The sequence below is a fragment of the Streptomyces sp. NPDC006739 genome (assembly GCF_042869815.1).
GTDB lineage: Bacteria > Actinomycetota > Actinomycetes > Streptomycetales > Streptomycetaceae > Streptomyces.
Genome location: NZ_JBIAGM010000002.1, coordinates 576,920 through 598,070, shown reverse-complemented (window position 1 = coordinate 598,070; position 21,151 = coordinate 576,920). Strand labels below are relative to the sequence as shown.

The following is a 21,151-nucleotide window of genomic DNA, read 5'->3' as shown; positions in this document are numbered from 1 at the left end:
GGCACCAGGGCCTATGCGGCGTGCGGGGTACGGGCGAGGGGGGTGACGGCGGCGCTCAGATGGCGGGCCATCCGGCGCAGCGCGTGCTCGCACTGTGCCGGGGTCTCGGCGACCGCCACCCAGTGCGCGAGCCGGTCGGCCGCGCCCGCCGACGGGCCCGCCGTGACCGGGTTGCCGACGTGCTGGGTGAGCACCATGCGCTCGGCGTACGGCTCGTGGGCGGCGGCCGGGTCCAGGTCCAGGTGGGCCAGGTGTCCGGTGACGGCCGGGTAGGCGAACTGGATCGCGGCGGCCCGCTGCCGGGTGGGGGCCACGTCCGGGACCTGGCCGGTGGCGAGTTCGGCGGCGGCCCGCGCGAGGTCGACGCCGGTCGCACGCTTGACCAGCAGCGGGATCAGGTCGCCGGGCAGGTGCGCGGCGACGTCGGTGACGCGGGGGCCGCGGGCGGTGAGGCACAGCCCGATGTGCAGGACGCCCCGCGAGATGCCGGTCGCGCGCACGGTCCGTTCGACGGTCTGCCGCAGGAACGGGTTGTGCAGCAGCCCGTCATGGGCGTGCACGGTGTGCCGCAGCGGCTGCCGGGCGGGCGGCGGGCCCAGGGTCGTACGGGTGAGCGCGGTGATCCGGACCTCGCCGTCGAGGACGACGGTCTCGGCGGAGATACGGGGGTCGACGGGGGTGTCGTGGCCGCCCGGCTGCGGCTCGGGGTCCCACGGGTCGGCCAGCGGCACCCGGTGGCGGGACAGCAGGGACCGTAACTCGGCGCGGTCGGCGCAGGCGGCCGCCGTGCCGGGGGAGACGCCGGGCAGCCCCAACTGCCCGGCGATCCGTGCGGCGGCGACCAGGTGATGCCTCGCGAGGGTCAGCACGCCGCGGACCGCGTGCCGTGCCGCGTACCGCGTCACGGCTGCCGCCGTCGCCTCGCCCCGGCCGGGATCGGCGGCCAGATGCCCGGCCAGGAAGGGGCGCGCCCAGGCCGGCGGGGCCGCGTCGACCAGCAGCACCGGGCGGACCGCCGCGATCCCGGCGAGCGGGAACTCGCCGCACGCGGGATCCCGGCCGGCGCCGAGCAGAAGGACGGGCCGCGGCATCGGCGCCTCACCTTCGTGGGGAGGAGGCGGTCGGATGACGCCCCGGATGCTGCTCCCCCGTAGGCAGCACCCGGAGCGGGTCAGATCGTGGCCGTGCCTGGTGATCCTCGCCTCTGCCGCCCCAACTGTCAACGATTGCTGCCTCTTTGAGCAAGCGTCGCTGCATGTCTGGCCGGTGGACGGGCGATCGGTTAGCCTCGCGTCAGCCCAGCCACCGATCGTGACGACGCACCCAGGGGGGACCTCGGTGAGTGACGCCCATGCCCCGCTGGCCGGCCTGCTGCAACGGCTCGGGGAGCTGACCGGACGCCCCGGACAGCCCGGCCGGCTGCCGGAGGTCCTGGACGTGGCCGACCTGTCCTACCGCGCCGGCATCCCCGTCGGTGTCGTGGTGGAACTCCTCGCCGGCGGTACCGCGCCCGAGGCCGGACTGGCCGAACGGGTGCGGCAGCGCCTGGACTTCATCCGCGAGACCCGGCGCCGGCCCGACGGCAAGCGCTACTCGCTGGACGAGCTGGCGCGGATCGCCGGGACCAGCAGGCAGTGGCTGAGCGAGTGGCGCAAGAGCGGTATGCCGAGCCTTGAACACACCGACCGGCTGCGGAGGTTCTTCGGCCTGCCCGCCGGCTTCTTCACCGCCGACGAGCCGGAGGCGCTGTTCGAGGCGCTGCAACCGGTGGTGCAGTCGCTGGAGGCCGAGTCGGACCCGCTGCTGCGGCTGCGCGAGAGCGGGCTCGTCCGGCTGGCCGCCCGCGCCCCGCAGATGAACGCCCGCCAGCTCGCCACCCTCGCGGACCTGGCGGAGATGATCATCTCCGCCGAGAACGTGGAACGTGCCGGGCGGCCCGAGCGCGTCGAGCGTGCGTGAGGCGACGGGACTCACTCCCCGCCGACCGTCGGGGTCGGACCCCCGAACGGCAGGTTGAGCACCCGGGTGGCCAGCAGCCACTTGCCGTCGACGCGGCGGAAGGTGTCCGTGTAGTCACCGACCTGGACGGGCGGTCCGGCGGGGACCAGTCCGCCCCGGTGGCCGTCGACCCGGTGCGTCGCGAAGTACGAGGTGCCGGTGGCCGTCTCCGGTGAGTCCACGGTGACCAGGATGTTGGTCATCAGACGGCGCGAGAGCCGGTCGTCCGGGCGGGAGCCGAAGTAGGCGCGCAGCGCCTCCCGGCCACTGACCAGACGCCCGCCCGCCGGCCACTCCCAGGTGCCGTCCTCGGTGAACAGGTCGGCCACCGCGGACGGATCGCCGAGGTCCAGGCGGCGGACGAAGTGCAGGATCAGGTGCTCGCAGGCGTGTTGCGCGCGGATCCGCTCGAGGAGGTCCATGAGGACTGTGTAACAGCCGTGCCCCGGGCGGCGCGATCGGATTACACCCCCGGTCACCGCACCGGCGGCCGGCTACACCGCCACGTAGGCCACCGGCTCGCCCCCCGTCGCCGGTTCCGCCCGGCCCAGCTTCACCAGGCGTCGCAGATGTGCCTCCGCCTCCGAGACGGCGATGTTCCTCGACCCGTGCGGGATCTGGTCCCAGGGCCGGTTCCACTCCATCCGCTCGGCCAGCTGCCAGGGGGTCAGCGGTTCGGCGAGCAGCGACAGCAGCCCGGCGAGGCGGTCCTCGTGGTGGGCCAGCAACTCCCGGACGCGGGCGGGCGCGTCGGTGAAGGCGTGCTGGTGGGCCGGGAGCACCTCGGCGGGGGACAGCCGGCCGACGCGCTCCAGGGAGTCGAGGTAGTCGCCGAGGGGGTCGGTGACCGTGGTGTCGTCGGGATCCTCGTACAGGCCGATGTGCGGGGTGATCTCGGGGAGCAGGTGGTCGCCGGAGAAGAGACGCCCGTGGCCCGGGAGCCGGGCGGGGTGCTCCTCCTCCAGGTGCAGGCAGACATGGCCCGGCGTGTGCCCCGGCGTCCAGATGGCGCGCAGCCGCCGCCCCGGGAGGCCGAGGAGTTCGCCCGGGACGATCTCACGGTCGGGCAGGGCGGGGGAGAGGCCGGGCAGGACGCGGTGGGGGGGCGTGCGCAGCGGGGCCACGTGCTCGTCCGGCGCCCCGGCCGCCGTGAGCTTGGCGGCCATGTACGTGAACCACCGCTCGGGCCGGGTCTCCCGGGTGCGCCGCACGATCGCCGCGTCGGCCGCGTGCATCGCGATCCAGGCGCCGGAGGCCTCACGCACCTTGCCCGACAGGCCGTGGTGGTCGGGATGATGGTGGGTGACGACGACGCCGTGGATCTCGCCGACGGAGGTGCCGCAGGCGGCCAGCCCCTCGGCCAGCTCGGTCCAGGACACCGGGTCGTCCCAGCCGGTGTCGATCAGGACGGGGCCGCGGTCGGTGTCGACGACGTACACCAGGGTGTGGCCGAGGGGGTTGTCCGGGATGGGGACCCGTACGGACCGTATGCCCCCGCCATGATCGAACGTCTTCGTCATCTGCCCTCCGCTTCACGGCCATTGCCCACTATAACCAGACCTGATATCAGTTTCTGAAACACCGTCAGAAACGAGGGCAGTGGCGATGGCCGAGCTGATGGAGCACGGACAGCTGTTCATCGGCGGGGAGTTGACCGACCCGCTCGGCGAGGACGTCATCGAGGTGATCTCCCCGCACACCGAGGAGGTCATCGGGCGGGTGCCGCACGCCTCGCGGGAGGACGTCGACCGGGCGGTGGCGGTCGCGCGCCGAGCCTTCGACGAGGGGCCCTGGCCGCGGACGACCCTGGACGAGCGGATCGAGGTCGTCACCCGGATCAAGGACGCGATCGCCGTACGGCACGAGGAGATCGCCCGCGTGATCTCGTCCGAGAACGGGTCGCCGTACTCCTGGAGCGTCCTCGCGCAGGCCCTCGGCGCGATGATGGTGTGGGACGCGGCGATCACGGTCGCGCGGGACTTCACGTACGAGGAGACGCGGAACGGGGTGCTGGGGAAGATCCTGCTGCGGCGCGAGCCGGTCGGGGTCGTCGCCGCCGTGGTCCCCTGGAACGTCCCGCAGTTCGTCGCCGCCGCCAAGCTCGCGCCCGCGCTGCTCACCGGCTGCGCGGTGATCCTCAAGCCGTCGCCCGAGTCGCCGCTGGACGCCTACCTCCTCGCCGAGATCACCAAGGAGGCCGGGCTGCCCGAGGGTGTGCTGTCCGTCCTGCCCGCCGACCGCGAGGTCAGCGAGTACCTGGTCGGGCACCCGGGGATCGACAAGGTCTCCTTCACCGGCTCGGTCGCGGCGGGCCGGCGGGTGATGGAGGTGGCGTCGCGGAACCTGACGCGCGTGACGCTGGAACTGGGCGGGAAGTCGGCGGCGGTGGTGCTGCCGGACGCGGACGTCGCGACCTCGGTGGCCGGGATCGTGCCGGCGGCCTGGATGAACAACGGGCAGGCGTGCGTCGCCCAGACCCGCATCCTGTTGCCGCGATCGCGCTACGACGAGTTCGCCGAGGCCTTCGCGCAGGCGGCGGGCGCGCTCGTGGTCGGCGACCCGCTGGACCCGGCGACCCAGGTCGGCCCCCTGGTCGCCCAGCGCCAGCAGCGGCGCAACCTCGACTACATCCGCATCGGCCAGGAGGAGGGCGCCAAGATCCTCACCGGTGGCGGGCGCCCGCCCGGCCTGGACCGGGGCTGGTACGTCGAGCCGACCCTCTTCGGCGACGTCGACAACTCCATGCGGATCGCGCGGGAGGAGATCTTCGGCCCGGTGATCTGCCTGCTTCCCTACGGCGACGAGTCCGAGGCCCTCAGGATCGCCAACGACTCGGAGTACGGGCTGAGCGGCAGCGTGTGGACGGCCGACGTCGCGCACGGCATCGAGGTGGCCAGGCGGGTCCGTACCGGCACCTACTCGGTGAACACCTTCAGCCTCGACATGCTCGGCCCGTTCGGCGGCTACAAGAACAGCGGCCTGGGACGGGAGTTCGGGCCGGAGGGGTACGGCGAGTACCTGGAGCACAAGATGATCCACCTCCCGGCCGGCTGGGAGGGGTGAGGGACGGTGACACCTCCCGGGCGAGCGAATCCGGGCGCGGGGGCGGGCGACCGCTGGCACGTCGACGTCGACCGTTCCCTGTGTATCGGCTCCGCCCAGTGCGTCCATCACGCCCCCGACGGCTTCCGGCTCGACACCGCCCGCCAGTCCCACCCGGCCGAACCGGACACCGGCGCGGCCGAACAGGTCCTGGCGGCGGCGGAGAACTGCCCGGTGGAGGCCATCACCATCACCCTGCTGGGCAGCGGGGAACCGGTGTTCCCGCCCGAGGAGTGACCGGCGGTCCACCGGCGATCCGGGGGTAAAAAATCCGATTCGGGGTATTGCATCCGGGAGTGGGCGTTCTATCCTGGAAGTGGCCTACGGGACGAGTGAGGGAGTTCGACCGGAGTAGCCGACTCGGGCGAGACGTCCCACGGGCATCCGCCGGGGCCGACGTCGACGGTCAGACTGAGAGGCCGGAAGGCAGCAGTTGGGCCGGAAGGCGACCCCCAGCACCTGATCCGGGTAATACCGGCGAAGGGAACCCGTCTCGTAGGTTCTTCGCGTGCGCTCGCCGGTTCTCCTCGCGCGTCCGCCAGGTCTCCTCGCGCGCCCGCTACCGGCGTTCGGCCGGTTCCGTCAGGTCGATCAGACGGCACACCGTCTCGATGTCGATCTTGACCTGGGCGATCGAGGCCCGGCCGGACAGCCAGGTGACCAGGGCCGAGTGCCAGGTGTGCTCGATGACCCGGACGGCGGACAGCTGCGCGGGCGTGGGATCCGCCAGGCCCATCGCGTCCAGGATGATCACCGTCGTCTGCCGGGAGACCTGGTCCACCTCGGGGGAGACGCTGCGGTCGGCGAAGGTGAGGGCCCGCACCATCGCGTCGGCCAGATGGGGCTCGCGCTGCAGGGCGCGGAAGGCCCGCATCAGGGTCTCCGCCACCCGCTCCGCCGCGGTGTCACCCGCCGGCGGCTTCTTGCGCAGGGTGCCGTGCATGTGCTCCAACTGGTCCTGCATGGTGGCGACCAGCAGATGGACCTTCGAGGGGAAGTAGCGGTAGAGCGTGCCGAGGGCCACCTGCGAGGACTCGGCCACCTCCCGCATCTGCACCGCGTCGAAACCGCCCCGGCTGGCCAGCTGCGCGCTCGCGTGCAGGATCCGGCGCCGGCGGGCCTCCTGGCGCTCGGTGAGCGCGGAGGACGGGGGTCCCCCCGCGCGAGCGGAGCCGAGGGCGGGGGAGGTTCGGGGGCTGACTTCCGCAGGCATGGGTCCCGTTCCGTGACACTCGGTGAGGCAGCCGGTGAAGGCGGTGATCATCCAGCATGGCAGGGGTGGCCGCCGTGGCGCGAATCACCTGATCCACTGCTCACAGCACCCTTACCTGCCGGTAGATTCGGAGCCTCTTGAACGATCAAGTCTGAAACTTGTTCTAGATTAGCGTCCCGGCGTAGTCTCGCGGGACCATGCAGGCAGAAGGGGGCCCGGAGTGACCGCTGAGGCCAGGGAGGCGGGTGCTCCTCGGGACCCCGCCGCCGACGGCGAGCGACCGCTCGACATCGCGCTCCTCACCTACAAAGGGAACCCGTTCTGCGGCGGCCAGGGCGTCTACGTACGGCACCTCTCCCGCGAGCTGGCCCGCCTCGGCCACCGGGTGGAGGTCATCGGCTCCCAGCCCTACCCCGTCCTCGACGAGGGATACCCCGGGCTCACCCTGACCGAGCTGCCCAGCCTCGACCTCTACCGCCAGCCGGACCCCTTCCGCACCCCCGGGCGGGGCGAGTACCGCGACTGGATCGACGCCCTCGAGGTCGCCACCATGTGGACCGGTGGCTTCCCCGAGCCGCTGACCTTCTCCCTGCGCGCCCGCCGCCATCTGCGCGCCCGGCGCGGCGAGTTCGACGTCGTGCACGACAACCAGACCCTCGGGTACGGGCTGCTGGGCGACCTGGGCGCCCCCCTGGTCACCACGATCCACCACCCCATCACCGTCGACCGGCAGCTGGAACTGGACGCGGCCGAGGGCCGCGCCCGCCGCCTCTCGGTGCGCCGCTGGTACGCCTTCACCCGGATGCAGAAGCGCGTCGCCCGCCGCCTGCCCTCCGTGCTCACCGTCTCCGGCACCTCCCGCCAGGAGATCGTCGACCACCTCGGCGTCCGCGACGACCGCGTCCACGTCGTCCACATCGGCGCCGACACCGACCTCTTCTCGCCGAATCCGGCCGTGCCCGTCGTACCGGGCCGGATCGTCACCACCTCCAGCGCCGACGTCCCGCTCAAGGGCCTGGTCCACCTCGTCGACGCGCTCGCCAAGGTCCGCACCGAACACCCCACCGCACACCTCGTCGTGGTCGGCAAACGCCCCGAGGAGGGACCGGTCGCCCAGGCCGTGGAGCGCTACGGCCTCGAAGGCGCCGTCGAGTTCGTCAAGGGCATCTCCGACGCCGAACTCGTCGGCCTGGTCCGCTCGGCGGAGATCGCCTGCGTGCCGTCCCTGTACGAGGGCTTCTCGCTGCCCGCCGCCGAGGCCATGGCCACCGGCACCCCGCTGGTCGCCACCACCGGGGGCGCGATCCCCGAGGTCGCCGGACGCGACGGCGAGACCTGCCTCGCGGTGCCGCCCGGCGACGCGGGGGCGCTGGCCGCCCAGCTCGGGCGGCTGCTCGGCAACCGTGAGCTGCGGTCGCGGCTCGGCGCGGCCGGCCGGGACCGGGTGCTGCGGAACTTCACCTGGGCGCGGGCCGCCGAGGGCACCGTCGCCCGCTACCGCGAGGCGATCGCCCGTTCCGGACCGAGCCGCTCCGGGGGGCCGGTGACCACGCAGCGAAACCCTGGCCGCGAGACGGCCGCAACAGGTGTCTACTCCGAAAGCAGGGCCACGTGCTGACCGTCGACTTCTCCCGGTTCCCGCTCGCCCCCGGCGACCGCGTCCTGGACCTCGGCTGCGGGGCCGGCCGGCACGCCTTCGAGTGCTACCGGCGCGGCGCGCAGGTCGTGGCCCTCGACCAGAACGGCGAGGAGATCCGCGAGGTCGCCAAGTGGTTCGCGGCGATGAAGGAGGCCGGCGAGGCCCCGGCGGGTGCCACCGCGACGGCCATGGAGGGCGACGCCCTCGCGCTGCCGTTCCCGGACGAGTCCTTCGACGTCGTGATCATCTCCGAGGTGATGGAACACATCCCGGACGACAAGGGCGTACTCGCCGAGATGGTCCGGGTGCTCAGGCCCGGCGGCCGCATCGCCATCACCGTGCCGCGCTACGGCCCCGAGAAGGTCTGCTGGGCCCTGTCCGACGCCTACCACGAGGTCGAGGGCGGACACATCCGCATCTACAAGGCCGACGAACTGCTCGCCAGGATCAGGGAAGCCGGCCTGAAGCCGTACGGCACCCACCACGCGCACGCCCTGCACTCGCCGTACTGGTGGCTGAAGTGCGCGTTCGGCGTCGACAACGACAAGGCGCTGCCCGTGCAGGCGTACCACAAGCTGCTGGTCTGGGACATCATGAAGAAGCCCCTGGCCACCCGGGTCGCCGAGCAGGCGCTGAACCCGCTGATCGGCAAGAGCTTCGTGGCCTACGCGACGAAGCCGCACCTGCCGGCGGTGGACGCCCGGTGACCACTCCCCGGACAGAACACCTCGTCCTGCCCGGGGTCCTCACCGCCGAGCAGGCCGCCGCGACCGTCCGCGGCGTCCTCGCCGAGCAGCGGGAGGACGGCGCGATCCCGTGGTTCCGCGGCCACCACCTCGACCCGTGGGACCACACCGAGGCGGCCATGGCCCTGGACGCGGCCGGCGAGCACGAGGCCGCCGAGCGGGCCTACACCTGGCTCGCCGCCCACCAGAACGAGGACGGCTCCTGGTACGCGGCGTACGCGGACGGAGCCCACGACGAGGTCACCGACCGCTCCCGCGAGTCGAACTTCGTGGCCTACGTCGCCGTGGGCGTCTGGCACCACTACCTCTCCACCGGCGACGACACCTTCCTGGACCGCATGTGGCCGTGCGTGTACGCGGCCGTGGAGTGGGTCCTGCGGCTGCAGCGGCCCGGCGGACAGATCGGCTGGCGGCGCGAGGACGACGGCACGCCCACGGCGGACGCGCTGCTCACCGGCAGCTCCTCGATCCACCACGCGCTGCGCTGCGCGCTCGCCATCGCCGACCAGCGCGAGGAGCCGCAGCCCGACTGGGAGCTGGCGGCCGGCGCCCTGCGCCACGCGATCCGCCGCCACCCCGAGCGGTTCCTGGACAAGGACCGCTACTCGATGGACTGGTACTACCCGGTGCTGGGCGGCGCCCTCACCGGACCGGAGGCCAAGTCCCGCATCGAGTCCGACTGGGACCGCTTCGTCGTGCCCGGCCTCGGCGTACGCTGCGTGGTCCCCAACCCCTGGGTGACCGGCGGCGAGTCCGCCGAACTCGCCCTGGCCCTGTGGGCGATGGGCGAGTCCGACCGCTCTCTGGAGATCCTCCAGTCCATCCAGCACCTGCGCGACCCCGACTCCGGCCTCTACTGGACCGGCTACGTCTTCGACGACGACGCCCTGTGGCCCCGGGAACTGACCACCTGGACGGCGGGCTCCCTCCTCCTCGCGGTCGCCGCCCTCGGCGGCCACGAGGCGACCTGCGCGGTCTTCGGAGGCGAGCACCTGCCCTCCGGCCTCGACCCGGACTGCTGCGGCTAGTACCGCAACAGGCGACGTTCGCCCCGTCGCGACGCCCGGCACGCGCCCCCGCTCTCGAACCGGCTTCGCCGCCTCGGGCGGGGGGACCCCCTTCGCCGCACCGGGCACAGGCCCAAGTACGTCCAGTACGAGGGCCCGTACCCGGCACTCCCCCAGCCTTCGGCCGGGGGGGACCCCCAGAGCGCGCACCGGACGCCGCGAGCTTCTCGGCAAACCTTTCCGGTCACAGCACTGGCCGGTGGCGGAGCCGGTCAGTGGCGGTGCATCCGGTTCGCGATCGCGTGCCCCACGAACAGGTAGACGACCGCGGCCAGGCCGTAACCGGCGACCACCCTCGCCCACGCCTCGTCGAAGGTGAACAGGTCGTGCGACCAGCCGGCGAGCCAGTTGGCCGCGTCGTGGACGAACTGCACCAGGCTGTTGGCCCGGTTGGCGTCCAGCAGGTACATCAGAATCCACAGGCCCAGGATGACGGCCATGACATCGGCGACGACCGCTATCACGGTCCCGGCCTCATTCGCGCCTCTGCGAGATGACATGTCCTTCGGATTGCCGCCGGCGGCCCCTTGAAACCGGGGCGGGACCGCTCCCGAGTGGCGAAGCTCGGCCATCTGGGTGAGCCTGCCGGAAGGAGCACCTGCTCGGGGGACATGTCCAGACCACCCCGGAGGACCCAGTGCCCGTACCGATACGGCGTCTCATAGTGGCGCTGACCGTCTGCTGCGCCCTGCTCGCGGGCGCCACCGCCTACGGCAGTGTCAGCGGCAGCAAGTCCACCGACACCGCGGCGGTGGCCTATCCCTACGCCGCCACCCCCAGTCCGAGCACGACCGTGGAGAAACAGAAACTGGCCAAGACCCGGTTCGTGGCCAACGCGGGCCTCGCCGCGGGCGCGGCCTACGAGTGGATCGTGAAACCCTGGAAGGCCGGCAAGTTCAAGAAGGGCACCCATGGCCGCACCGGGACCCTGATCAAGGCCGGTCTCGCGGGCGCCTTCGCCTACAACCGGCTGCAGGCCGCCAAGCGGAACGCCCAGGGTGACCCGCTGCTGTCCAAGGCGCTGGCGCCGCTCACCGCGAGCATCGACGGCCTGAAGAGCCTGCCCTCCAAGCTCCGCAAGGGCGACGGCAACGCCGCCGGGTCCTTCGACGACGTCATCAACAAGGTCAAGGACGCGGGGAACAGCGCGGGGGCGCCGGTCCACGACAAGGTACCGTCGGCCGGCCAGCTCACCGGGGGCTAGGAGTTCAGCTCCGCGAGCACCCTGAGCGTGTGGGGGTCCGGTGCCAGCGCCAGCAGGTCCGTCACCGGGCCCTTGCGCCACAACTCCAGCCGCTCGGCGATGCGTTCACGCGGGCCGACCAGGGAGATCTCGTCGGCGAAGGCGTCCGGCACGGCCAGCACCGCCTCCTCGCGCCGGCCCGACAGGAACAGTCCCTGGATCCGCCGGGCCTCCTCCTCGTAGCCCATGCGCGCCATGAGATCCGCGTGGAAGTTGCGGGCCGCGTGCCCCATCCCGCCGATGTAGAAGCCGAGCATCGCCTTCACCGGGAGCAGCCCCTCGGCCACGTCGTCACAGACCTTCACCCGCGCCATCGGCGCCACCAGGAACCCCGGGGGCAGCTCCCTTACCGCGTCCCCGTACACCTCCGGCCGGCTCGGCGACCAGTACAGCGGGAGCCAGCCGTCCGCGATACGGGCCGTCTGGGCCACGTTCCTCGGGCCTTCGGCGCCGAGCAGGACCGGAAGATCATGGCGGAGGGGATGGGTGATGGACTTGAGGGCCTTGCCCAGCCCGGTGCCGTCCGCACCCCGGTAGGGGAAGGGGTGGAAGCGCCCGTCCAGCTCCACCGGCGCCTGTCTGCGCAGCACCTGCCGTACGACCTCCACGTACTCCCGGGTCGCGGTCAGCGGCGAGGCCGGGAACGGGCGGCCGTACCAGCCCTCCACCACCTGCGGCCCCGACAGCCCGAGCCCCAGCGTCATCCGCCCGCCGGAGAGGTGGTCCAGGGTGAGCGCGTGCATCGCGGTGGTGGTCGCGGAGCGCGCCGCCATCTGCGCGACCGCCGTACCCAGCCCGATCGTCGACGTCCGCGCCGCGATCCAGGTGAGCGGGGTGAAGGCGTCCGAACCCCAGGACTCCGCAGTCCACACCGAGTGGTACCCGAGCCGCTCCGCCTCCTGGGCCAGCGGCAGATGGTCGGTGGACGGACCACGACCCCAGTAGCCGAGCGCGAGACCGAGCCGCATGGACACCAACCTCCTGACGGACCGTCAGCAATCGCCGGGAGGCGACTGTACGACAACGGCCCCCCGCCCGGAAGGGCGAGGGGCCGTGCCGACGGCCGTACGGCTCTCGCGGCTCAGCCGCGCTGGATCCCGGAGGTGTCCTGGAGCACGCCACGGCGGCCGTCCTGGGTCTGCGCGACCAGCGCCGGGCCGCGCTGCTCCACGGCCAGGTACCAGGTGCCCGGCGCCAGTTCGGCGATCGGCGCCGGCGAGCCGTCCTCCGCGAACAGCGGCCGGGCCACCGGCACCGCGAACCAGAACGGGGAGAAGTCGGCGGGCGGCTGCGGCTGCTGCGCCGCGGCCGGCTGCCCGAACGGCTGGCCCTGCTGCGGCTGACCGGGCTGCCCCGGCTGCGGCTGGGCACCGTACGGCTGCGGCTGGGCGGCGCCCGGGTAGCCGTAGCCACCGGGCGGCTGGGCGCCGTAGGGCTGCGGGGCGGCCGGCTTGGGGGCCGGGATCAGCGCGGCCTGGAGGACCGGGACGAGCGGGGTGGCGACGGCGGCGGCGGCCATGACGAGGGTGGCGACGAGGGCGAGGATCAGGCCCAGGCCGGCGCTGGGCGCCTTTGACGTGTCGCCGCCGAGGTTGTCCAGGCCGCCGACCGGGTCGATGACGTTGCCGAGGGCGCTCCACGCGGCGAAGACCGCGAACGCGGCCCCGAAGGCGCCGAGTTCGAGACCGGCGACCTTGAGGGGCTGCGGCAGGGCGCGGGACACGACGACGAGCGCTGCCCCGATGATCCCCGCAAGTACGACGCCCATCAGGACCGGTCCGCTCGACCAGAGGCTCGGCAGGTCGACGCCGTCGGGCAGGCCGTCGTACGAGTAGTTGTCGAGGAACGACGCGATGAAGAGCAACACCGCTGCTCCGATCACCACGCCGTCGCCTCTAGTGAGGGAGCGGATATTCACTTCAGGTCCTTCGTAGGTCGTCTCGTCGTCGGTAGACACTATCGTTCGCATGATCGGGCCGTCCGCCCGGATGCGCCCGCCGGTCACGACTCGCGCAGGAAACTCACGATTCCCTCAGAGATCCCTTGCGCCGCCTTCTGCCGCCAGGCGCCGCTGCCCAACAGCGCCGCGTCCTTGCTATCGCGCATGTTGCCGCACTCGATGAACACCTTGGGAACCGTTGACAGATTGAGACCGCCGAGGTCCGTCCGCGTGACGAGACCGGTGCCGCCGCCGACGTAGTTGGAGGGCGGCTCACCCGTGGCCCCGACGAAGTTGCCCGCGACGCGCTCACCGAGGTCGCGGGAGGAGGCGACGATCGGGCCGGTGTCGGCGGCCCCCGCGTGCACGGCACCCGGCAGGATGACGTGGAAGCCCCTCTCGCCCTGCGCCGCGCCGTCCGCGTGGATCGAGATGGCCGCGTCGGCGTGCGCGTTGTTGCCGATCCGGGCCCGCTCGTCCACGCACGGACCCCAGGCCGGCCGGTTCGCGTCGTGGGTCAGCTCCACCGTCGCGCCCTCCTCCTCCAGCAGCACGCGCAGCCGGTGAGCGACGTCGAGGGTGAACTCGGCCTCGCTGTAACCGTCGTTGGTGGACGTCCCGGTGGTGTCGCACTCCTTGGAGTTCGTCCCGATGTCCACCTTGCGGTTGATCTCGGCCGGGTGCTGGAAGTTGCCCGGGTTGTGCCCGGGGTCGATGACGACAACCTTGCCCTTGAGCGGCGCCGCGCCGGCCGGCGCGGTCCCGGCGGACGCGGAGCCGGTGGACGCGGACCCGGTGGGCGCGGACCCGGCCGGCGTCGGCTTCTTGGCGTCGTCGGTGGCCGACGCCGACGACGGCGGCGCCTCGCGCAGGGTGGAGGCGGAGGGCGCCACGGTGGTGGCCGAGTGGTCCGGGCCGCCGGGCCCGCCCACCGTCGCGTACACCAGCCAGCCGAGCAGCGCACCCGGCACCAGCGCGGCGAGCGCGATGGCCATCGGTCCGCGCCGGGGGCGGCGGGGCTGCGGGGGATCGAAGTCGGGGCCTACGTAGGACACGACTGTGACTCTAACGGCGCACTCAGATCCCTGCTCCGGTTCGCCGCAGGACGCGCAGCGAGTCGTGCACCGAGACCTCGGTGAACGCGCCGGACCGAAGGGCCCGGAGGTAGACGCGGTACGGGGCCTGGCCGGTGAACTCGTCGGCCGGGTCGGGGAAGACGTCGTGGATCAGCAGCAGGCCGCCGTCGGCCACGTGCGGGGCCCAGCCCTCGTAGTCGGCGCCCGCGTGCTCGTCGGTGTGGCCGCCGTCGATGAAGACCAGGCCGAGAGGAGTCCCCCAGACCTTCGCCACCTGCGGCGAGCGGCCGACCAGCGCCACCACGTGCTCCTCCAGGCCGGCCCGGTGCAGGGTGCGGCGGAACGTGGGCAGCGTGTCCATCAGGCCGATCTCGGGGTCCACGGTCTCCGGGTCGTGGTAGTCCCAGCCGGGCTGCTGCTCCTCGCTGCCCCGGTGGTGGTCGACGGTGAGCGCGGTGACCCCGGCCCCACGGGCCGCGTCGGCGAGCAGGATCGCCGAGCGCCCGCAGTACGTGCCGACCTCCAGCAACGGCAGCCCCAGCCGCCCCGCCTCCACCGCCGCCGCGTACAGCGCCAGCCCCTCGTCCAGCGGCATGAACCCCTTCGCCGCCTCGAACGCGGCCAGGATCTCGGGCTTGGGTGCCGCCGGCATGGGGTCCCTCTCGGTCGTACGTGCGGATGGGCGCCCCCATGCTGCCGTACCCCCGGCCGGCGACGCGACAGGGGGTACGGCGGGACGGGCTCAGGCGCTGACCGTCTCCCCGGGCAGGGCGAGGTCCAGCAGCACCGCCCGGTCGTCGCCCGCGTGGGTCGCGGACGAGGCCAGCGGGCCGTGCCCGGAGGCCTTCGCGGCCAGGACGTACGGGCCCTGCGCGGGGACGGCGAGGGCGTAGGTGCCGTCCTCGGCCGACACCGTGGCGCCCGCCTGACGGCCCCGGCGGTCGATCAGGGTGACCTTGGCGCGGGCGACCGGCAGGCCGTCGGCGCCCAGCACCCGGCCGCGGAAACCGCGCAGCGCCTCCCGGGCGTGCGCCAGGTTCGCCTCCTCCTCGCTGCTCGCCCGCAGCTGGACCTGCTGGGCGGGGCGGGCCTGCCTCGGCAGGAACAGGGCCAGCAGCAGGCCGACGGCCACCGCGGCGGTCGCGATCAGGAAGGAGACGTGGAAGCCGTGCATGGTCGGGATCGCGAGCCCGCCCACGTGGTTCGCGGTGTTGGCCAGCACCATGCCGATGACGGCGCTGGACACCGACGTGCCGATGGAACGCATCAGCGTGTTGAGGCCGTTGGCCGCGCCGGTCTCCGAGGCGGGGACTGCGCCGACGATCAGGGCGGGCAGGGAGGAGTAGGCGAGGCCGATGCCCGCGCCGAGCACCACGGACGTGACGATCGTCTGCCAGGCCGCGTCCATCAGGCCGAGGCCGCCGCCGTAGCCGATCGCGATGATCAGCATGCCGAGGATCAGGGTGGTCTTCGGGCCGTAGCGGGCGGACAGACGGGCGTAGACGGGCGCCGTGAACATCATGGTCAGGCCCAGCGGGGCCACGCACAGGCCGGCGACGACCATCGACTGGCCGAGGCCGTAGCCGGTGGCCCTGGGCAGCTGGAGCAGCTGGGGCAGGACGAGCGAGACGACGTAGAAGCTGACGCCGACCATGATCGAGGCGAGGTTGGTGAGCAGCACCTCGCGGCGGGCGGTGGTGCGCAGGTCGACCAGCGGGGCCGCGATGCGCAGTTCCAGGACGCCCCACAGCAGGAGGACCACGACGGCCGCGGCGAACAGACCGAGGGTGGTGCCGGACGACCAGCCCCAGTCGCTGCCCTTGGTGATCGGGAGCAGGAGAAGCACCAGTCCGGTGGACAGGCCTATCGCTCCCAGCAGGTCGAAGGAGCCCTCGGCGCGCATCGGGGACTCCGGTACGACGAGGAGGGTGAGGGCGATGGAGAGCACGCCGAGGCCGGCGGCGCCGTAGAAGAGGGCGTGCCAGTCGGCGTGCTGGGCGACCAGGGCGGCGGCGGGCAGGGCGAGGCCACCGCCGACGCCGATCGAGGAACTCATCAGGGCCATGGCCGAGCCGAGCTTCTCGCGCGGGAGCATGTCCCGCATCAGGCCGATGCCGAGCGGGATGGCGCCCATGGCGAAGCCCTGCAGGGTGCGGCCCACGATCATCAGGAGCAGCTGGCTGGTGAGCGCGCTGACCAGGGCGCCGACCACCATGACGGCGAGGCTGAGGATCAGCATGCGCCGCTTGCCGTACAGGTCGCCGAGGCGGCCCATGATCGGTGTCGCCACGGCGCCCGACAGAAGCGTCGAGGTCAGCACCCAGGTGGCGTTGCTGGGGGCGGTGTCCAGCAGCTGCGGCAGGTCCTTGATGACCGGCACGAGCAGGGTCTGCATCACCGCGACCACGATGCCCGCGAAGGCGAGTACCGGGACCACGGCCCCGCTCGTCCTCCGGTCGGGCTGGTCGGTCGTCGTGTGCGTCATTGAGTGAGGCCTCCCGTGGAACATAAGTGGTGGGTAAACCTCGTATGCGCAGGCAACTATTCCGTTGCTTCGGGCCTCTAACGAATCCTTGACCGACTCATGGGTTTCTGACGAGCGCTCAGCGGGTTGTCGTGTGGGCCTTCGCTCAGCGGGCGGCCGGTGGGACGAGGGGGAGGTCGTCCGTGTAGCCGTTGGCCGGCCGTTCGATCCCGGTGACGGTACGGGCGTCGAGCGCGACCGGCGCGGACGGGGTGCCCAGGGTCCCGCCGGGGTGCCAGGTGCCGGTGACGGAGACCCAGGTGCCGGCGGCCGGGGCGGGGGCGTAGACCCTCACCTTCACGGTCTCCGCGTCCGCCGCGCAGCACGAGATGATGATCCGGGTCAGGTACCAGTAGCCGCCCGCGCCCGGCCGGCCGGGCGTGACCAGACCGGACATCCGCACGGCGCGCCCCCCGATGGCCCGCCCGCGGTCCTGCCGCACCCGGCGGGTGAAGTCGGTGAGGGTCATCGGGAGGGGCGAGGCGGCGGGCAGCGGGTCGAAGTGCCGCTGCAGCGTCACGGCCCTGGGGGCCGCGTGGGCTGCGGTGTACGCCCCGAGGGCGGGCGGGGCGTAGAAGAGCAGGCTCAGGGCCGGCAGGAACAGCAGCCAGGCGACCCGGGGGACGCGGGAGTGGTCGTGGCCGTGGCCGCCGTCACCGTCCTGGCCGTCGTGGCCGTCGTGGCCGTCGTGGCCGTCGTGGTCAGGGCGCGGTTTCGACGACCAGGCCTCCGCCAGGCCCAGCAGGAGCAGCACGGCCCCCGACGCGATCAGCAACGGCCGCATCCCCGGCTTGACGTATCTCAGGCACAGGTCGGTGAAGAGCGAGGCGTGCAGCACGCCGAGGCCGCCGAGGACGAGCAGGACCACCTGAAGGGGGCGTCTCACAGCAGTACTCCTCCGACCAGCGCGCTGCACAGGACCGCGACGACCGTCGTGGCGGCGGAGAACCGGACCGCGAAGGCCCGGCCGAACGTGCCCGCCTGCAGCGCGATCAGCTTCAGGTCGACCATCGGCCCGACCACCATGAACGCCAGCCGCGCCGTGGGCGGGAAACCGGCGAGCGAGGCCGCGACGAACGCGTCGGCCTCCGAGCAGACCGCGAGCACGACGGCGAGCGCGGCCAGGAACGGCACCGACAGCCAGGGCGAGCCGGAGAACGTGTCGAGCACGGAGCGCGGGACCGTCACGTTGAAGGTGGCCGCGGCCATCGCCCCGACGACCAGGAAGCCGCCCGCGTGCAGGAAGTCGTGCTGGAAGCCGCGCCGGAACTCGCTCCAGCGGCTGTGTCCGGGCCGGTGCCCGGTGTGCCGTACGGCCGGCCGCAGCCACTCCTCCCTGCCCAGCCAGAGCCACAGCCAGCCCATCACGGCGGCGGTGGCGAGCGAGGCCAGCAGCCGGGCCAGGACCATCGCGGGGCTGCCCGGGAAGGCGATGGCCGTGGCGGTCAGCACGACCGGGTTGATGGCGGGGGCCGACAGCAGGAACGCGAAGGCGGCGGCCGGGGTGACACCGCGGCTGATCAGACTGCTCGCGACCGGCACCGACGCGCACTCGCAGCCCGGCAGGACCACTCCGGCGAGGCCGGCGACCGGGACGGCGAGCGCGGGCCGCCCGGGCAGCAGCCGGCCGAAGACATGGGCCGGCACGAAGGCGTTGATGGCACCGGACAGTGCCGTGCCGAGCAGCAGGAAGGGCAGCGCCTGCACGGTGACGGCCAGGCACACGGTCCGCCAGGCCTGCACGGCCGCCGCGTCGACCGACCGCCCGAGGAGGACGATCGCCGTACCGGGCACCACGGCCGCGGCCAGCAGCACGAGCGGCCAGAACCGGGGCAGCTCACGTCCGGGGTCCTCGCCGGGACCGGCCGGGCCGGCGGAGGCCGCCTCCGGCGCCGTCGCCAGTTCGGATGTGTGCTGCATGCCGGCTCCGCAGGTCGGGTGGTCCGTAGAAGATAGCGGGCGACCGGCGCGCCGTACGTAGGCCCCGGGACCTACCCCGCCTCCTGCGAAATCCCGATGCAAGGACCGTAACCCGGTTGAGAGCATGACACCCATGCTCGAAGCGGCCGGCAGTCCACGATGAGCGCGCACGGCGCCTATCCGACGGCGATCATGATCCCGGGGGTCCTGATGATGCTCGGCGCGGGCCTGGCCGGCACGCCGCTCGCCGCGCCGGCCACGTCGGGCACGGCGCCGGGGGAGGCCGGACTGGTGTCGGGGCTGATCAACACCTCGCGCACGATGGGCGGTTCGCTGGGCCTCGCGGTGCTGTCGACGATCGCGGCGGCACGCACCGGCGGCGCCCCGGGCAGCGCGGCCGAGGCGTTGACCGAGGGATACGCGCTGGCCTTCCGGACGGGGACGGGGATGCTGCTCGGCGGGGCGGTGCTGATGCTGCTGTGGCTGCCGCGAGGAACGTCCCCGACGTCCGCCGACTGAGCGACGGCAGGGCCCGTCACCGGGCCCGTCGGCCGAGCGGCGGCAGGGCCCGTCACCCGGGCCGTCGGCTGAGCGGCGGAAGGGGCCTCCACCGCGTCACGGCCCGGGCCGTCACCCGGGCTGTCGGCTGAGCGGCGGAAGGGGCCTCCACCGCGTCACGGCCCGGGCCGTCACCCGGGCCGTCGGCTGAGCGGCGGCAGGGGCCGCCACCGCGTCACGGCCCGGGCCGTCACCCGGGCCGTCGGCCGAGCGGCGGCACGGGCCGCCACCCAGTCACAGCCAGCCCTGCTGCCGTGCCTCCCGGACCGCCTCCGCCCGGTTGCGGGTGCCCGTCTTGCCGATGGCCGAGGACAGGTAGTTGCGCACGGTCGACTCGGACAGGTGCAGTCTCGCGGCGATGTCGGAGACCGTCGCGCCGTCCACCGACGCCTTCAGGACGTCGCACTCACGCGTCGTCAGCGGACTGGGCCCGGCGCTGAGCGCGGCCGCGGCCAGGGCCGGGTCGACCACGGTCTCCCCGGCGAGCACGCGCCGGATCGCCGCGGCCAGTTCCTCCACCGGGCCGTCCTTGACGAGGAAGCCGGCCGCCCCGGCTTCCATGGCCCGGCGCAGATAACCGGGCCGGCCGAAGGTGGTGAGGATCAGCACCTTGCAGCCGGGGGCCCGCTCCCGCAGCTCGGCCGCGGCGTCCAGACCGCTCCTGCCCGGCAGCTCGATGTCCAGCAGGGCCACGTCCGGACGCCGGTCCAGCGCGGCCTCCACGATGGCGTCGCCCGCCGCGACCTGGGCGACGACCTCGATGTCGGGCTCCATGCCGAGGAGCAGGGCGAGGGCGCCGCGCATCATCCCCTGGTCCTCGGCGAGCAGCACCCTGATCTTGTCCACGGATCCAGGTTAGCCAACGCAACTCCGGTGACAGGGCGGTCAGCTCGCCCCGGGCGCCGTGGACAGGGACAGCGCCGCCGGCCCGGCGGACAGGTCGCCGTCCACCGGGAGTTCCGCGGTGACCGTGAAGCCGCCGCGCGACGCCGGGCCGGCCCTGAGGGAGCCGCCCGCCGCCGCCAGACGCTCGGTCAGCCCCTTCAGACCGGTGCCGCCGATGCCCTCCCGGGGCCCGGCGGCGGCCACGCCCGTCCCGTTGTCGGTCACCGTCAGCCGGGCCCGCTCGGTACCGCTCTCGACCGTGATCTCGCAGCGGCCGGCGTCGCTGTGCCGGACGACGTTGGTGACCGCCTCGCGGACCACCCAGCCGAGCAGTGCCTCGGTCTGCGAGGTGAGCGGGGTGCCGGACTGGCGGACGACCGGTTCGATGCTCGCCGCGGACAGCGCCGAACGGGCCCGGGTCAGCTCGGTGGCCAGACTGCCCTCGCGGTAGCCGGTCACCGCCTCCCGGATCTCGGTCAGGGCCTGCCGGCCGACCGACTCGATGTCGCCGATCTGTGCCAGCGCCGCGTCCATGTCGCGCGGCGCCAGACGGCGGGCCGCCTCCGACTTCACCACGATCACCGACAGGGTGTGGCCGAGCAGGTCGTGCAGGTCGCGGGAGAAACGCAGCCGCTCCTTCTCCACCGCCCGCCGGGCCAGCTCCTCCCGGGCGGCGCGCAGTTCCCGTACGGCCTCGGTCAGACCCAGGATGGCGGCGGTGACCATGGTCGACAGGAAGGTGCCGTAGGCGATGTTCACGGCGTCCGTGCCGTCCCGGTAGGCGGAGACGGCGCCCGCGAACGCGGCCAGCAGCAGGCCGGTCCTGCCCAGCCAGGGCCCGCGCAGGACCGCGCCGGTGGCGAGGCCCAGCAGCGGGAAGAACATCAGCCAGCTGCCGCCGTAGCCGAGGGCGAGACCGGTGGTCACCAGGCCCATCAGCAGCAGCGCCACACGGGTGGCCGGGGCCTCGCGCCGCTCCTTGTCGAAGGCCCGGAAGGTGACGTAGAGGTAGAGCGAGTTGAAGGCGAACAGGCCCACGCCGCCGACCCACGGGTCGGACGCCTTGCCCTGGACGAGGTTCGAGAAGGCACCCATGCCCATCAGCAGCCAGGGCATCAGACCGAAGCCGGTGGGCGGCGGCCCGGGGTGCTCGGGGCCCTCCCCGCACGTTCCGGCGGTCTTCCGCGCGGCCTTGAACCGCGCCATGTCCTCCTTCCAGGCCGCGCGTGCCCGGCGCATCT

21 protein-coding genes, 1 pseudogene and 1 riboswitch are annotated in these 21,151 nt (G+C 73.2%); of the genes and pseudogenes, 8 read left to right on the top strand and 14 right to left on the bottom strand.

Going from position 1 to position 21,151, the window contains the following annotated elements:
• Positions 1-11: 11 nt before the first annotated feature.
• A complete protein-coding gene (locus ACFYMM_RS06125; RefSeq protein ID WP_388384310.1) occupies positions 12-1,091 on the bottom strand; it encodes a hypothetical protein in 1,080 nt (359 codons plus the stop codon).
• A gap of 247 nt (positions 1,092-1,338) precedes the next feature.
• Between ACFYMM_RS06125 and ACFYMM_RS06120 the strand changes: the two genes are divergently transcribed.
• Positions 1,339-1,959, top strand: coding sequence for a helix-turn-helix domain-containing protein (locus ACFYMM_RS06120; protein WP_388384308.1), 621 nt, complete (start codon positions 1,339-1,341; stop codon positions 1,957-1,959).
• 11 nt (positions 1,960-1,970) lie between these two features.
• Here ACFYMM_RS06120 and ACFYMM_RS06115 read toward each other — a convergent pair whose 3' ends face one another.
• Positions 1,971-2,420, bottom strand: a complete 450-nt coding sequence (locus tag ACFYMM_RS06115) for a nuclear transport factor 2 family protein (RefSeq protein ID WP_388384307.1) — start codon at positions 2,418-2,420, stop codon at positions 1,971-1,973.
• 72 nt (positions 2,421-2,492) lie between these two features.
• Positions 2,493-3,518, bottom strand: a complete 1,026-nt coding sequence (locus ACFYMM_RS06110) for an MBL fold metallo-hydrolase (protein ID WP_388384305.1) — start codon at positions 3,516-3,518, stop codon at positions 2,493-2,495.
• A gap of 85 nt (positions 3,519-3,603) precedes the next feature.
• Here ACFYMM_RS06110 and ACFYMM_RS06105 point away from each other — a divergent pair, with 85 nt between their 5' ends.
• Entirely contained in the window at positions 3,604-5,061 is a 1,458-nt protein-coding gene (locus tag ACFYMM_RS06105; protein ID WP_388384303.1) for an aldehyde dehydrogenase, read from the top strand.
• Between the two features lie 6 nt (positions 5,062-5,067).
• On the top strand, positions 5,068-5,337 hold the full coding sequence (locus ACFYMM_RS06100) for a ferredoxin (RefSeq protein WP_388384301.1): 270 nt from the start codon (positions 5,068-5,070) through the stop codon (positions 5,335-5,337).
• Positions 5,338-5,424: 87 nt separating this feature from the next.
• A riboswitch (TPP riboswitch) is annotated at positions 5,425-5,603 on the top strand.
• A 56-nt stretch (positions 5,604-5,659) separates the two neighbouring features.
• Here ACFYMM_RS06100 and ACFYMM_RS06095 read toward each other — a convergent pair.
• Positions 5,660-6,313: a TetR family transcriptional regulator gene (locus ACFYMM_RS06095; RefSeq protein ID WP_388384300.1), complete on the bottom strand. Its 654-nt coding sequence runs from the start codon at positions 6,311-6,313 to the stop codon at positions 5,660-5,662.
• A 220-nt stretch (positions 6,314-6,533) separates the two neighbouring features.
• On the opposite strand from ACFYMM_RS06095, the gene ACFYMM_RS06090 reads away from it, so the two are divergent.
• Genes ACFYMM_RS06090 through ACFYMM_RS06080 form a run of 3 tightly spaced genes read left to right on the top strand, consistent with a single transcriptional unit; the run spans position 6,534 to position 9,726 of the window.
• A complete protein-coding gene (locus tag ACFYMM_RS06090) occupies positions 6,534-7,931 on the top strand; it encodes a glycosyltransferase family 4 protein (RefSeq protein ID WP_388384298.1) in 1,398 nt (465 codons plus the stop codon).
• Positions 7,925-8,659: a class I SAM-dependent methyltransferase gene (locus tag ACFYMM_RS06085; RefSeq protein ID WP_388384295.1), complete on the top strand. Its 735-nt coding sequence runs from the start codon at positions 7,925-7,927 to the stop codon at positions 8,657-8,659. Before ACFYMM_RS06090 ends, ACFYMM_RS06085 begins: the two co-directional genes overlap by 7 nt.
• Complete coding sequence (locus tag ACFYMM_RS06080; RefSeq protein WP_388384293.1) at positions 8,656-9,726, top strand: prenyltransferase/squalene oxidase repeat-containing protein; 1,071 nt, start codon at positions 8,656-8,658, stop codon at positions 9,724-9,726. Before ACFYMM_RS06085 ends, ACFYMM_RS06080 begins: the two co-directional genes overlap by 4 nt.
• Before the next feature lie 251 nt (positions 9,727-9,977).
• On the opposite strand, the gene ACFYMM_RS06075 is transcribed toward ACFYMM_RS06080, so the two are convergent.
• Entirely contained in the window at positions 9,978-10,265 is a 288-nt protein-coding gene (locus ACFYMM_RS06075; protein ID WP_388384291.1) for a hypothetical protein, read from the bottom strand.
• Positions 10,266-10,402: 137 nt separating this feature from the next.
• Between ACFYMM_RS06075 and ACFYMM_RS06070 the strand changes: the two genes are divergently transcribed.
• On the top strand, positions 10,403-10,969 hold the full coding sequence (locus ACFYMM_RS06070) for a hypothetical protein (RefSeq protein WP_388384289.1): 567 nt from the start codon (positions 10,403-10,405) through the stop codon (positions 10,967-10,969).
• On the opposite strand, the gene ACFYMM_RS06065 is transcribed toward ACFYMM_RS06070, so the two are convergent.
• The 7 genes from ACFYMM_RS06065 to ACFYMM_RS06035 all read right to left on the bottom strand — a co-directional run bounded on the left by ACFYMM_RS06065 (position 10,966) and on the right by ACFYMM_RS06035 (position 18,467).
• Positions 10,966-11,976, bottom strand: coding sequence for an LLM class F420-dependent oxidoreductase (locus ACFYMM_RS06065; protein WP_388384288.1), 1,011 nt, complete (start codon positions 11,974-11,976; stop codon positions 10,966-10,968). The genes ACFYMM_RS06070 and ACFYMM_RS06065 overlap by 4 nt on opposite strands.
• A gap of 113 nt (positions 11,977-12,089) precedes the next feature.
• Entirely contained in the window at positions 12,090-12,926 is an 837-nt protein-coding gene (locus ACFYMM_RS06060; RefSeq protein WP_388384523.1) for a hypothetical protein, read from the bottom strand.
• Between the two features lie 83 nt (positions 12,927-13,009).
• On the bottom strand, positions 13,010-14,002 hold the full coding sequence (locus tag ACFYMM_RS06055) for an N-acetylmuramoyl-L-alanine amidase (RefSeq protein ID WP_388384286.1): 993 nt from the start codon (positions 14,000-14,002) through the stop codon (positions 13,010-13,012).
• Between the two features lie 22 nt (positions 14,003-14,024).
• Positions 14,025-14,675, bottom strand: a complete 651-nt coding sequence (locus ACFYMM_RS06050; RefSeq protein ID WP_388384284.1) for a class I SAM-dependent methyltransferase — start codon at positions 14,673-14,675, stop codon at positions 14,025-14,027.
• A gap of 90 nt (positions 14,676-14,765) precedes the next feature.
• Positions 14,766-16,508 (bottom strand): MFS transporter, encoded by a 1,743-nt coding sequence (locus tag ACFYMM_RS06045; RefSeq protein WP_388384282.1) that lies wholly within the window; start codon positions 16,506-16,508, stop codon positions 14,766-14,768.
• Positions 16,509-16,653: 145 nt separating this feature from the next.
• Entirely contained in the window at positions 16,654-17,433 is a 780-nt protein-coding gene (locus ACFYMM_RS06040; protein WP_388384279.1) for a TIGR03943 family putative permease subunit, read from the bottom strand.
• A complete protein-coding gene (locus ACFYMM_RS06035; RefSeq protein WP_388384277.1) occupies positions 17,430-18,467 on the bottom strand; it encodes a permease in 1,038 nt (345 codons plus the stop codon). Before ACFYMM_RS06035 ends, ACFYMM_RS06040 begins: the two co-directional genes overlap by 4 nt.
• Before the next feature lie 144 nt (positions 18,468-18,611).
• Between ACFYMM_RS06035 and ACFYMM_RS06030 the strand changes: the two are divergent.
• Positions 18,612-18,986: pseudogene (locus ACFYMM_RS06030) on the top strand (MFS transporter); the annotation flags it as partial.
• Between the two features lie 273 nt (positions 18,987-19,259).
• Here the strand turns inward: ACFYMM_RS06030 and ACFYMM_RS06025 are convergent.
• Both ACFYMM_RS06025 and ACFYMM_RS06020 read right to left on the bottom strand, forming a co-directional pair.
• Positions 19,260-19,871: a response regulator gene (locus ACFYMM_RS06025; protein ID WP_388384275.1), complete on the bottom strand. Its 612-nt coding sequence runs from the start codon at positions 19,869-19,871 to the stop codon at positions 19,260-19,262.
• Between the two features lie 39 nt (positions 19,872-19,910).
• The gene (locus ACFYMM_RS06020; protein WP_388384274.1) at positions 19,911-21,149 is read right to left on the bottom strand and encodes a sensor histidine kinase; all 1,239 of its coding nucleotides are present in this window, start codon (positions 21,147-21,149) and stop codon (positions 19,911-19,913) included.
• Positions 21,150-21,151 lie beyond the last annotated feature (2 nt).

Bases quoted from the DNA above. Each gene is read 5' to 3' on its own strand.
- ACFYMM_RS06125 (WP_388384310.1), bottom strand. From the start codon at position 1,091: ATGCCGCGGCCCGTCCTTCTGCTCGGCGCCGGCCGGGATCCCGCGTGC.
- ACFYMM_RS06075 (WP_388384291.1), bottom strand. From the start codon at position 10,265: ATGTCATCTCGCAGAGGCGCGAATGAGGCCGGGACCGTGATAGCGGTC.
- ACFYMM_RS06115 (WP_388384307.1), bottom strand. From the start codon at position 2,420: ATGGACCTCCTCGAGCGGATCCGCGCGCAACACGCCTGCGAGCACCTG.
- ACFYMM_RS06110 (WP_388384305.1), bottom strand. From the start codon at position 3,518: ATGACGAAGACGTTCGATCATGGCGGGGGCATACGGTCCGTACGGGTC.
- ACFYMM_RS06035 (WP_388384277.1), bottom strand. From the start codon at position 18,467: ATGCAGCACACATCCGAACTGGCGACGGCGCCGGAGGCGGCCTCCGCC.
- ACFYMM_RS06045 (WP_388384282.1), bottom strand. From the start codon at position 16,508: ATGACGCACACGACGACCGACCAGCCCGACCGGAGGACGAGCGGGGCC.
- ACFYMM_RS06065 (WP_388384288.1), bottom strand. From the start codon at position 11,976: ATGCGGCTCGGTCTCGCGCTCGGCTACTGGGGTCGTGGTCCGTCCACC.
- ACFYMM_RS06105 (WP_388384303.1), top strand. From the start codon at position 3,604: ATGGCCGAGCTGATGGAGCACGGACAGCTGTTCATCGGCGGGGAGTTG.
- ACFYMM_RS06050 (WP_388384284.1), bottom strand. From the start codon at position 14,675: ATGCCGGCGGCACCCAAGCCCGAGATCCTGGCCGCGTTCGAGGCGGCG.
- ACFYMM_RS06020 (WP_388384274.1), bottom strand. From the start codon at position 21,149: ATGCGCCGGGCACGCGCGGCCTGGAAGGAGGACATGGCGCGGTTCAAG.
- ACFYMM_RS06095 (WP_388384300.1), bottom strand. From the start codon at position 6,313: ATGCCTGCGGAAGTCAGCCCCCGAACCTCCCCCGCCCTCGGCTCCGCT.